Below are 11,715 nucleotides of genomic sequence, written 5' to 3'. Positions count from 1 at the left end.
ATGACATTGCCTTTAACTGAACAACTGGTGCAGTGGCGTCGCGAACTGCATCAGCATCCGGAACTTTCAAACCATGAATTTGCCACAACTGAGCGTATTGCCGGCTGGCTTGAACAGGCGGGTATCCGGCTGTTGCCGCTGGGACTGAAAACTGGCGTGGTGGCAGAAATTGGTCACGGTGAATCACTGATTGCCCTGCGCGCGGATATTGATGCGTTGCCGATTGATGAAATCACCGATCGCCCGTGGCGATCTCAGGCGCCGGGCGTCATGCACGCCTGCGGTCATGACCTTCACAGCGCGGTGATGCTGGGCGTTGCCCTGCAGCTTAAACAGCAGGAAGCCTCGCTGCCAGGCCGTGTACGGATTCTGTTTCAGCCCGCCGAAGAGACGTTTGATGGCGCACGTCAGCTGATTGATGCCGGTGCGCTGGAAGGCGTACAGGCAATATTTGGCCTGCACAATGCGCCCGACCTGCCGCTCGGTACACTGCGTAGTCGGGCGGGCGCGTTTTATGCCAACGTCGATCGCTTTGTGATCCGCGTTGAAGGTAAAGGCGCGCATGCGGCACGACCGCAGGAGGGCATCGATTCGATTGTGATTGCCAGCCATATTGTGACCGCTTTACAGACGCTGCCGAGCCGGGTTTTCAGCTCGCTGGAGACGGTGGTGCTGAGCGTGACGCGCTTTACCGCCGGAAATACCTGGAACGTGTTGCCGCAAAGCGTTGAGCTGGAAGGCACCGTGCGCACCCACAATGGTGAGATCCGGGCGCAGATCCCACACCGCATCCGCTCGCTGATTCAGGGCATCGCCGCCGGATTTGGCGCGACCGCGGAGCTGGCGTGGACCGAGGGGCCACCTGCCCTGATTAACACCCCAGGCTGGGTGGATTTGGCACTGGAAATCGCACAGCAGAGCGGTTATCTCGCGGAGCATGCTGAGTCACCGCAGATGGGCGGAGAAGATTTTGCCTTCTATCTGCAACAGGTGCCGGGCGCTTTTGTCAGTATCGGCAGCGCCAGCGAATTTGGCCTGCATCACGCCGCCTTCGATCCGGACGAAGCACTGATCGGCCCGGCAGTAGAATACTTCACGCAGCTGGTCCCGCGCGCGTTGCAGATTGTGGCGGCGCAATGACCAAAAAAAGGAGTGTAGCGATGTCCGTTCCGGTTCCGCAACCGATTCTGGATCACGCGGTGATTAACGTTGCCGACCAGCTCGACAGCGCCAGTGCGCGCTTCCGGCGGCTTGGCTTTCAGCTCACAGAACGCGGTCATCATTCGCTGGGTTCGAGCAATCATCTGGCCATCTTTGGCGAAAATTATCTTGAACTACTTGGTTATGAATCCGGTAAAGGCAGCCAGCGCGCCGATCTCTGGCAATCGCCATTAGGATTGAGTGGCCTGGTATGGAAAAGCAGTGACGCCGACCGTGAGTTTCAGCATCTGGAACGTCAGGATCTGGATGGTGATCCACCCGCCTCTTTTCATCGCCCGGTCGATCTGCCCGACGGTACGGTAACTGAAGCGCGCTTTCGTACCGTGCGGCTGCGCCCTTCGCTGATACCCAATGGCCGCAGCTTTTTTTGCCAGCACCTGACGCCTGAAGCGGTATGGCAGCCTGCCTGGCAACGCCATCCCAATGGCGTTAGGAACATCAGTGAATTTGTCATTGTGGCGCAGGACCCGGCGCACTCGGCTCAGGTCTATAGTCGTCTCTTTGGTGCCGCAACAGTGCTTGCCTGCCCTGAAGGCGCCTTTGTCCTGCGCGCCGGTGCCGCCACAGTTCGGTTTGCATCAGCAGAGTATGCGCAACGTCGCTTTGGTCCGCTGCCCGAAGACTATGATGGTAGCGCCCGCATGGTCGCGCTGGGCTTTGAGACTGGCGATCTCGCGCAGGTCAGAATCGCATTGCAGGCAGGTGATATTGCGTTTCAGGAGCACCCTGAGGCGATTGTCGTGGAGTCAGGTGAAGGATTTAATCTGGCCCTGCGTTTTACGTGAAGCACGGGCCTGCGTTGTGATGAAAAACGCCTCGGCTGAGGCGTTTTTTATCAATCGGAGTGATAAGTCATAATGACTTTTGGCGTCGTCTTAAATCAAAAAAACAACGATGGTGACAGGCCAAATCGCGCGCACAACGCCCGTATGTGTGACACGGTCAACTGACGATCGCCGCTGAGGATTCGGCTGACCAGCGACTTTTTGCCAATTTCATTTTCGAAGTCACTCAGGCTGAGGTTGTGCTGCTCGATCAATACCCTCAGAACGCCAGGTCCGGTGCTGATTTCACGCTGGCGGCTATTGAAGTCGGCCATCGCAGGATCATTATCTTCATAATGAGCAATGCGGGCACAAAGCAAATCTACCAGCGGATTATCCGGCTCATGTTCAATAAGGTATTCGACCAGTTCCAGTGCTTCTTGATAATCATGTCGCTGTTTGCTGCCGGCCAGCAGCGGCACCGCTTCTGCCAGCTGGTTTGACAGCCTGATAGCTTCAGTATTCATTCGGTTACCTCCCGATATTTCTTAACAAGCTTGTCGTACTCAGCGTGCGTGCAGATATGTTTGATGAAGATTTTGCTGCGCTCAAAATCCGCGAAGAATATCACGCGCAAATGGTTGCCACTGACGTCAATGACCCACCATTTAGCGCGATACTTCATACGATCAAGGCTTGCATAAAGCGCCCTGAGATCGTCAGGACCACTGAAATTGCCCTGTCTGAGGTGACGGTAAAGCAGATCCAGTGCTGCCGCTGCATTGGGATGTTTTCTGGCCGCCTCGTCAAACGGCACGCATGAAATAACATGCATTCCATTGGCTCCTGAATGTTTCCATTATGGAAACCATCTTCTCAAAACGGCTGAGCGTTGACAAGCCGGAAACACAGAAACCTGCTGGTTCCCGAGTACTTAATGCGCCTTAAGCTGATGTAAAAATCTGGCAGAAGCTTCACCAATATGAGAATGGATGAAGGGTTACTGATAAGAATCATCGAAATGCACAGGCAACATTGCAGTTTTCTGTCGGACGATAATCCTGCCTGTGCTCTGAAATCTTTTCTGGAAAAATTGTGCCAACAGAGGCGAGAGATAGCTGGCTGGATAAAAAAAACGCCTCAACCGAGGCGTTTTTCACAGGCTTACCCGCAGATAAATCAGAAGGTATAGCTGGCGGTTACCGCGAAGTTGCGTGGCTGGCCGTAGACAACGGAGCTGGCGACGTTGGTGTCATACTCTTTGTCGAACAGGTTATTAAGGTTGCCCTGCAGCGACAGATTTTTGCTCACCTGATAGCGGGCAAACAGATCAACCAGTGCATAGCTGCCCTGTCGGGCGCGCCATGTGCCGTTGCCTTCCGGTCCACCGACGTCGTTCCAGATATGTGTCTGCCAGTTCACGCCGCCGCCCAGCGTAAGCTGCTGCAGGGTCGGCAGGCGATAGCTGCTGAACAGGTTAAAACTGGTCTGCGGTAACTGTGGATTAAAGGTACTGCCGTCCCGGTTTTCCGCTATGTAGCGCGTGCCGCCAAAGGTCATCTGCCAGTTGTCGGTCAATGCGCCATTGACCTCAAACTCGACGCCACGACTCACTACGCCTTTACGGCCAATGTAGGCCACATCACCTGAACCCTGAATGGTCTGGGTGGTCGCCTCGCCAGCGTTATCCAGTTCAGTGCGGAATACAGAAACAGAGGCAGTCAGGCGACTGTCCATCCAGTCAGATTTCAGCCCGGCTTCGTAGTTTTTCCCAATAACCGGTGACAGATAAGCGCCACTGGCATCACGATAATCCTGAGGCTGGAACACCGAGGTATAGCTGGCATAAGCAGACCAGTTTTCAGCAAAGTCATAAATCAGCCCGCCATACGGGGTGATGTTATTTTCTTCCGCTTCCCCGCCTGGCGTTTCACGATTCCAGTTGGTGTAGCGTGCGCCGAGGATCAGGTGCAGCGGATCGGCAAGCGACAGTCGGGTTGCCATGTACGTCGACTTCTGGCGAACCAGCTGGGTATCACTGGCGGGCAGACGTGGCGTCCAGTCAGATTCCGGGTACTGGCCATTGAAATCGTTGAAGTTGCCCAGCGACTCAGAGGAAATATTCTCAAAGGTGCTGAAGTACTTGTTATCCTGGCGGGTATAATTGACGCCCACCATCAGCTCGTGCTGACGGCCCAGCAGTTCATAGGGGCCGCTGGCAAAGGCATCGACGGCATCTACTTTGCGCTTCCCGGTGTTATAACCGGTTCCGCCCACCACAGGATAATTGGCATAGGAAGAGACGCCCGCACCCGTGCTACGATCAAAATAGCCATCAAGATAGATCTGCTTACTGTCCAGACGCATATCGGTGTGCGTGCCGTTTAACGTCAGGTTCCAGCCGTTGTCGAAGTCCTGCTTCAGGTTCACAAAGACTTTACGGTTCTCTTTATCGTTGTAGGCCCAGTCTGGCGCCGTGTTATAGCCGCGTCGGGTATGTATCTGCGTGCCGTCGGTGTACCAGCGCGGTGCGCCGCCCCACATCGTCGAGTCTGTATTGACCTGGCTGAACTCATAACCCACCGACAGCGTGGCAGAATCGGTGAGATCGGCATCAATCACGCCATAGAAAAACTGTTTTTTAGCACCGTAGCGCTCAATGAAACTGTTGTTGTCCTGCCAGCCGGCGACCATGCGGCCACGAACATTGCCGGACTCACTGAGTGGCGTGGAAAGATCGGCCACGTAGCGCTGTTTGTTCCAGCTGCCGTAACTGGCGGAAACGGTGCCACCGAACGCTTTGCTGTCCGCGTGCTTGCGCACCATGTTGATGGCAGCAGACGGATTGCCCGGCCCGGTCAACAGCCCGGTCGCCCCGCGTACCACTTCAACGCGCTCATACAGCGCCATATCGGTCTGAGCATCGCCCAGATTCCAGCGCTCCGCAAAGGCGGTAGGAATGCCATCAACCATGTAGTTGTCGATCAAAAAACCACGCGCATAGTAGTTAGTGCGGTCCATATCGCCACTGATACCATGAATGCCGGTGGTGTTGGACAGCACATCATTCAGTGACTGGAGCTGCTGATCGGCCATACGCTGAGTACTGACGATGCTGACGGACTGCGGCACATCACGTACGGTGCCCAGCATTTTGGTGCCAGCACGGGTAACCGGAACGCTGTAATCCGTTTGCGGTGACGTTGTCACGGCATTGTCGGCTGACGCGCTGACTGTTAGCGTCTGACCATCGCTGGCAGCGGGTGTGGACGTTTCTGCGGCACTGGCGGCGTTATGCGTCAGCGACGAGGCGATGATGGCGGCCAGTAAGGAGAATCGGAATGGGCGTTGCAGCGCAGACGCCCCTGTAGCCCTGGGGTCCTGAAGATCGAAAGCGTTCATTAATTCCTCAATTATCTTTATGTTTTTATGCTGCCACTGTCACGACCTTGCATCCTGCGGGCATCGCTGCCCTGCTTTGGGTTTGAGGAACCAGAAACCCTTTCCGTGAGCGCCTGTGCGCGGGTGTGATGAACTTTCAAAGCAAATGAGAAATATACGCATTGCGATTATCATTGCAAGATTTTGTTAACAAATAATGCGAGTTTTTTCAGGATATCGTCTGCACGTTAAGCTTTTTCAAAGCCTGCTATTAAGGAGAGAGTCTTAAAATAGCCGATGGATAAACGAACGATCTGAGCAGCAGAAATGCCACATCGCTTTTATTAATTATAAAATCCTGCATCAACCGCTCATTGACCTTAAGTTGCCACTCTTTGTGCGACAATACTCGTCTTAAAGCTTTTATTTCCTTATTTAACACCAGACTTAACAGGTATTCGCACATGCGCAAAACTTCAACTCTTAAAGCGCTGATGATGACAACCACCGTTCTCACTGCTTTTACAGCTCACTCCGCCACACTGGTTCAGAATGTCAGCGCAGGCTGGGAAAGCTTCAGTGATAAGGTTGCCACAACATGGCAGCAGCCAGAGGGAATCGACTTTTATCTGCCTGCGATTACGTGGCACAACCGTGCCACGTACGATCGGGAACACATCAATAAATATAATGAAAGGCCCTGGGGCGCAGGCGGGGGGATTTCCCGCTACGATGAAAAAGGCAACTGGAACGGCATCTATTTAATGGCGTTCAAAGACTCCTTCAATAAATGGGAGCCCTTTGGAGGTTATGGCTGGGTAGCCACATGGCGTCCGCTGGCTGACCAGAATTTTCACTGGGGTGCAGGTTACACGGCAGGCGTTACCGCCCGGCATAACTGGGACTATATACCGGTGCCTGCGTTGCTGCCGCTGGCCTCAATCGGCTATGGCGATCTCGATTTCCAGATGACCTACATACCGGGTACGCATAATAACGGTAACGTCTATTTTGCCTGGCTGCGCTACCACTTCTGATCGTGAAAACCGCAGCCTTAGCGTGACATCGACATGATGGAGAGATTGCTCAAAGTGAGGGTCTCGCCATCATAGCGATGTCGCAGCAGATGATAACTTTCGCATTCAATAATCTGCTTAACCGCATCTGAAAAGGTATTCATTGCGCTACGCATCTGGCTCAGATAGTCATGGGTGTCATAGACCCGATCAATCCCCTCCAGCGCATGGTTCATGATTTTGCGGGCGACATCATTAGGCGTGTCGAGGGCTGAAAGTTTTGATCGGGCGGTTCGGCGCAGATCGCGTGGGGTAAACGGCTCCAGTCCCAGCCCACGCGGAGCGCGGATCATCCGGCGCAGCGCCTGATTCAGCGCACCTTTTGACAGCGGCTGTTGGGGATCGCGTGGTGCGGGCACCAGCCAGGGCGAATCCGGATCGGCAGCATTAAGTAACGCTTCGATGCACAGCCGCATCAGCGGTGAAATCGGCAACACATGCTCGCGCTGTGATTTATTACGGGTGCCCTGCATCCACAATCCTAACTGCAGATCGAATTCCCCTTTCTGCGCCTGCACAATCTCATCCGGCCGTCGGGCGCTGACCAGACATAAGCGCAGCGCCCAGCGTGCCTGTTCCGATAATGCCCAGTTATCCAGACCGTGCCAGAAAACCCAGATTTCCGCATCGGTGAGTTGCCGATTGCGCGGTGGCGTAGCGCGGCCTGCGACATCCCGTTTTTTCATCGAGGCAATAGGCGAATGATCGAGATAGCCCTGCATCTCGGCCCAGGCGAGAAATTGTTTGGTCAGCGCGAACACCCGACGCGCCTCCTCCTTTTTACCGTCGGCAATCAGGATGTTGTAAAGCCGGTTAAGGCGCAAACGGTTCAGCGTTTTGAGCGGCTGCGATCCGATGTTGGGCAGAACATGTTTCAGCAGAGACGAAATGGCGATCTCAGGACGCCGCCGGCTGATCAACAGTGACAGTTTTACCCAGACCTTCATCACCTGCTCTACCGTGCCTTCATCGCCAAAATTATCCAGTTCGCTCAGCGAAGCCGCTTTAACCTGCTCCAGCCAGATAAGGACATGACGGCCAACATGTGCTGAACGCGCTGTGGTTATTGTCGAATCTGTTATCACATTATTACCTGTTGCCCGTTTAAAAGCCGCCATTCTACCCATCGTTAAGTTATGACTCCAGACCTAATAAGTCTGGAGTCACAATGACGTATTCTGAGCCATTCTGAGAAACTTTTCGGGTCATGACAAAGAAGCATTTTTATGCGCTGTTTTGCTCATCTGCGTGATCAGACTGATGAATAAAAAGCCCACTGTCAGGGGATGTAAAAAATGCCTTAACGAGATATACAATGATAACTATTATCATTATCATACGCATTTGTTTACAGACCTTAATAATTCAGGGAGATTTTCTAAGTGAATGTAACCATGCGTGTCCATAAGCGCCCTGCCGCTCTGCTGCTGGCAGGTTTGTTAAGTACTTCTGCTAACGGCGCTACTCAGGAGGAGACAGAAAGGCTGGCTGATGATGAAACAATGCTGGTCACCGCGGAGCAGGAATTAAAACAGCAGCCCGGTGTTTCAGTGATTACCTCACAGGACATTGAAAAGAATCCGCCGGTCAACGACCTCTCCGACATCATCCGTAAAATGCCGGGCGTCAATCTTACCGGTAACAGCGCCAATGGTGTGCGCGGTAACAATCGTCAAATCGATATTCGCGGTATGGGACCGGAAAACACGTTGATTCTGATCGACGGTGTGCCAACAACCTCTCGCAATTCGGTGCGTTACAGCTGGCGCGGCGAGCGTGATTCCCGTGGCGACTCCAACTGGGTACCGCCGGAAATGGTTGAACGGATTGAAGTTATTCGTGGACCAGCGGCAGCCCGTTACGGTTCAGGCGCTGCTGGGGGTGTGGTTAACATCATTACCAAACGTCCGACAAATGACTGGAGCGGATCGCTGTCGCTCTACACCAACCAGCCGGAAGATGATAAAGAAGGGGCAACCCGACGCGCCAACTTTAACCTGAGTGGCCCGCTGGCGGGTGATGCACTGACTATGCGGCTTTATGGCAACATCAATAAAACCGACAGCGATGCTTTCGATATCAATCAGTCGCATAACGGCTCCGGCGCGGCCGGTCGTGAAGGCGTTCGCAATAAAGACATCAATAGCGTGTTGTCCTGGAAGATTACGCCATTGCAGGTGCTGGATTTCAGCTATGGCTACAGTCGTCAGGGCAATATTTACGCCGGGGATACCCAGTACAGTAACGGAGCCGGTAATAAGCTTATCGAATCTCTCGACGGCTCGGAAACTAATCGTCTTTACCGTCAGACCTGGGGCCTCTCGCACAATGGCATCTGGGACTGGGGACAGTCAAAACTGACTTTTAACTATGAGAAGACCAATAACACCCGTCTGAACGAAGGCACCGCGGGCGCGGGCGAAGGCCGAATCAACAGCAGTACGTTTTCGACCAGCCGCTTTGAAAGTTACCGGGCAGGAGGTGAAGTCAGCTTCCCGCTGGAACTGCTGCGTGAACAGACCGTTACGCTGGGCGCCGAGTGGAACCGTGATGAGCTGAACGATCCCAACTCCATGAATGGCACCAGTGCGCCAGGCGTTTCGATTGACGGTATCAGTGGTGATGCGGGCAGCCGCAACAGTAAAAACAGTGCGACGCTGAGTTCGCTCTATTTCGAAGATAATATCGCCGCGACCGACAGTACTGAGGTGATCCCGGGTCTGCGCTTTGATTATCACGATACCTTTGGGGCTAACTGGAGTCCGTCGCTGAATATTTCTCAGGCGCTGGGAGAAAGTTTTACCCTGAAAGCCGGTATCGCCCGTGCATTTAAAGCCCCTAACCTCTATCAGTCCAGCGAAGGCTATTTACTGGCTACACGAGGTAATGGTTGTCCGGTCAACATTACACGTGGCAGTTGCTATCTGCTGGGCAATCAAAATCTTGATCCTGAAGTCAGCGTCAATAAAGAGCTGGGTATTGAGTTCAGTCAGAGTGGATATGTGGCGGGTCTTACCTGGTTCCGCAATGATTATAAGAACAAGATCGTCGCCGGGACCGATGTGCTGGGTTACGCCTCTAATGGCAACAACATTCTGAAGTGGAGCAACGGCGGCAAAGCGGTGGTTGAAGGTCTGGAAGGTAATGTTACGATACCGCTGGTCCGTGACGAACTTGAGTGGCGGACTAATGCCACTTACATGATCCAGTCAAAGGATAAAAAGACCGGCAATCCGCTGTCGATTATTCCGGAATACACCATCAACGCCATGCTGGACTGGCAGGTGACGCAGGATTTCTCTACCAACCTGAACTGGACAATGTATGGCCGCCAGAAACCAAGGCAGTATGCGGAATCCCGCACAGAAAATGGCTCAATGTCGACTCGGGAAGTCGGGGCTTACTCGGTATTCGGGGTTAATTTCAATTATGACATTACCAAAAATCTGCGGGCCAACGCCGGCATCAATAACCTGCTGGATAAGCAACTCTACCGGGAAGCAGATGGGGCATCGACCTATAACGAACCAGGCCGTGCTTATTATGCGGGTCTGACCATGACGTTTTAATTAACCGAAGCGCCTCCAGCCGGAAGCGCTTTTTTCAGGAAAAACAACCCTCTTCCCTTACTTCGTTCCCAACTACTTAAAATCGACCTGCATCAATTCGGCAATTGTTGAATCACGTGTTGTCAGCACACAGCGATCCAGATACTCGGTGAATCTGGAAGGCTTATTCATGCCAAGCTGCAGCAGTTTGGTGTTATCAAACACCACATTCAGGTTTGAGAAGTGCCCATACAGGTTCATCGCGCGCAGCATGATGCGTTCATTGCAGGGGCCAAACAGATCCTTAAACATTCTTCTGCTATCTGACAGCTGTTTATAGGACACCTTCTGATAATCCACACCCAGCGCCTTGTTTCCTGACGCTCTGGCCATCGCCTCATCAATTTCTGCAAACGTAACACTGCTGTGTGTTCCGGCAGAAATGTGAATGACTTCATTAATGACGTTATCTGCGTCGAGCAGCAGAACCAGTGCATCCGCGCAGTAATCAACCGGAACCACATCAATACGATCGTCAAGGTCGCAGGTGAATTTACCCAACGCCAGTGCCATTTTGAATACCCAGAAAATGCTGGCTGAAGGCAGGCATCCCTGATCGGAATGACCCACCACAATCGACGGACGGGCAATCACCAGTGGCAGGCCTGGCAATTTCTCTGTCATCAGCTTTTCAATCGAAGCCTTACTCCATGTGTATTCAACGATATGCTGATCCCGACTGGAGTTGAGTCCGCCCTCAGTCACCAGTGAGCCAGGTTCCGGCGCACAGGACATAGCGGTTCCAACGTGGATAAATTTTTTCAAGCCTTCAACCCGGCTCATTCGTTCGGCAAACCGGAACGTGCCTTCAACGTTCACTTTCCAGATGGCAGGATTATTACCAAATGAGGCGACGGCGGCGCAGTTAATGACATGGGTAACGTCATTAAGTCGTGAGTCATGAATAAAATTATCCGTAAATGCCAGGTCACCCAGGATAATATTTTCAGGTGCTATCGAATTGATTACTGACTCCTTTAAGCCAAAATTCTTCAGGTTGGCTGTAAGCCTCTTCAACCCTTCATCAACGGTCTCGCCTCTGACCAGCAGCAGCAGTCGATCCTTAACGCTGTTCTGTAATAAATTTGCGACGACAGCCCCGCCTAAAAAACCTGTAGAACCGGTAATAAGGATTTTTTTCATGATAGTGCCATTTAATCTGGTTGATCAAAGGAAAGCATTAACAGAACGCTTCCCGAACAGGAAAAATTATTGTGGTTACCATATTTATGGTGGTCTTAAAGATAAATTAAGGTTTGACGCCAAATCCTAAACTGACGACTTAAACACTTCTCAGCCTGAGAACCAGACCAGTATAAAGGTAATAACTATCGTCAGGCTCAACAAGACTGAAGATATTTCATTAAACTTGTTCATTTAGATTCTGTTTATATTCCATGATCAGAGTGCCACCTTTAAATATTTACACCCTCTGTTGAACTCACGATCTGATTTGAACAATTTTTGCCATTTGGGATCAAGATTTATTTAAAATTTTTTTCCTGAACTTATTATAAATTTAAAGAATGAAGTTTGTTGGTGGGTTATTTATGGAGAGTCAGTTCAGACTGTGTGTAGAACATGTGTAGAAGCTAAACAAAAACGGTTTATCATATAAATCCCTGCACTTGTTTATCCCTTGTTTAATGTTCATCAATTACACCC

General features: G+C 52.1%; 9 protein-coding genes. 4 read left to right on the top strand and 5 right to left on the bottom strand.

The genetic code is table 11. The features are described from left to right. On the top strand, positions 1-1,140 hold the full coding sequence (locus NIM72_RS01855; RefSeq protein WP_253418138.1) for an amidohydrolase: 1,140 nt from the start codon (positions 1-3) through the stop codon (positions 1,138-1,140). Positions 1,141-1,160: 20 nt separating this feature from the next. Then, positions 1,161-2,006, top strand: coding sequence for a VOC family protein (locus NIM72_RS01850; protein WP_253418136.1), 846 nt, complete (start codon positions 1,161-1,163; stop codon positions 2,004-2,006). 95 nt (positions 2,007-2,101) lie between these two features. On the opposite strand, the gene NIM72_RS01845 is transcribed toward NIM72_RS01850, so the two are convergent. The 3 genes from NIM72_RS01845 to fhuE all read right to left on the bottom strand — a co-directional run bounded on the left by NIM72_RS01845 (position 2,102) and on the right by fhuE (position 5,387). Beyond that, positions 2,102-2,512: a type II toxin-antitoxin system HigA family antitoxin gene (locus NIM72_RS01845; RefSeq protein WP_253418134.1), complete on the bottom strand. Its 411-nt coding sequence runs from the start codon at positions 2,510-2,512 to the stop codon at positions 2,102-2,104. After that, positions 2,509-2,820 carry a type II toxin-antitoxin system HigB family toxin gene (locus NIM72_RS01840; protein ID WP_253418132.1) on the bottom strand — a complete coding sequence of 104 codons (312 nt, stop codon included), beginning with the start codon at positions 2,818-2,820 and terminating at the stop codon, positions 2,509-2,511. The genes NIM72_RS01845 and NIM72_RS01840 overlap by 4 nt, the downstream gene beginning before the upstream one ends. Before the next feature lie 344 nt (positions 2,821-3,164). Beyond that, complete coding sequence (gene fhuE, locus NIM72_RS01835) at positions 3,165-5,387, bottom strand: ferric-rhodotorulic acid/ferric-coprogen receptor FhuE (RefSeq protein ID WP_253418130.1); 2,223 nt, start codon at positions 5,385-5,387, stop codon at positions 3,165-3,167. A 443-nt stretch (positions 5,388-5,830) separates the two neighbouring features. Between fhuE and pagP the strand changes: the two genes are divergently transcribed. Then, positions 5,831-6,403, top strand: a complete 573-nt coding sequence (gene pagP, locus NIM72_RS01830) for a lipid IV(A) palmitoyltransferase PagP (RefSeq protein ID WP_161736328.1) — start codon at positions 5,831-5,833, stop codon at positions 6,401-6,403. Between the two features lie 17 nt (positions 6,404-6,420). Here pagP and NIM72_RS01825 read toward each other — a convergent pair whose 3' ends face one another. Then, positions 6,421-7,560, bottom strand: coding sequence for a site-specific integrase (locus NIM72_RS01825; RefSeq protein ID WP_253418128.1), 1,140 nt, complete (start codon positions 7,558-7,560; stop codon positions 6,421-6,423). 276 nt (positions 7,561-7,836) lie between these two features. Here NIM72_RS01825 and NIM72_RS01820 point away from each other — a divergent pair, with 276 nt between their 5' ends. Next, positions 7,837-10,011: a TonB-dependent siderophore receptor gene (locus tag NIM72_RS01820; protein ID WP_202605063.1), complete on the top strand. Its 2,175-nt coding sequence runs from the start codon at positions 7,837-7,839 to the stop codon at positions 10,009-10,011. A gap of 72 nt (positions 10,012-10,083) precedes the next feature. Here the strand turns inward: NIM72_RS01820 and NIM72_RS01815 are convergent, their stop codons facing one another. Continuing rightward, the gene (locus NIM72_RS01815; protein WP_253418120.1) at positions 10,084-11,193 is read right to left on the bottom strand and encodes an SDR family oxidoreductase; all 1,110 of its coding nucleotides are present in this window, start codon (positions 11,191-11,193) and stop codon (positions 10,084-10,086) included. Between the last annotated feature and the right edge of the window lie 522 nt (positions 11,194-11,715).

It is taken from the genome of Pantoea sp. B550 (assembly GCF_024158165.1).
GTDB lineage: Bacteria > Pseudomonadota > Gammaproteobacteria > Enterobacterales > Enterobacteriaceae > Pantoea > Pantoea alfalfae.
Note: the sequence above shows the minus strand (reverse complement) of the source record. Positions and strands in the feature narration are given on the sequence as shown.

Bases quoted from the DNA above. Each gene is read 5' to 3' on its own strand.
- NIM72_RS01820 (WP_202605063.1), top strand. From the start codon at position 7,837: ATGCGTGTCCATAAGCGCCCTGCCGCTCTGCTGCTGGCAGGTTTGTTA.
- NIM72_RS01840 (WP_253418132.1), bottom strand. From the start codon at position 2,820: ATGCATGTTATTTCATGCGTGCCGTTTGACGAGGCGGCCAGAAAACAT.
- NIM72_RS01815 (WP_253418120.1), bottom strand. From the start codon at position 11,193: ATGAAAAAAATCCTTATTACCGGTTCTACAGGTTTTTTAGGCGGGGCT.
- NIM72_RS01825 (WP_253418128.1), bottom strand. From the start codon at position 7,560: ATGGCGGCTTTTAAACGGGCAACAGGTAATAATGTGATAACAGATTCG.
- NIM72_RS01850 (WP_253418136.1), top strand. From the start codon at position 1,161: ATGTCCGTTCCGGTTCCGCAACCGATTCTGGATCACGCGGTGATTAAC.
- NIM72_RS01845 (WP_253418134.1), bottom strand. From the start codon at position 2,512: ATGAATACTGAAGCTATCAGGCTGTCAAACCAGCTGGCAGAAGCGGTG.
- pagP (WP_161736328.1), top strand. From the start codon at position 5,831: ATGCGCAAAACTTCAACTCTTAAAGCGCTGATGATGACAACCACCGTT.
- NIM72_RS01855 (WP_253418138.1), top strand. From the start codon at position 1: ATGACATTGCCTTTAACTGAACAACTGGTGCAGTGGCGTCGCGAACTG.
- fhuE (WP_253418130.1), bottom strand. From the start codon at position 5,387: ATGAACGCTTTCGATCTTCAGGACCCCAGGGCTACAGGGGCGTCTGCG.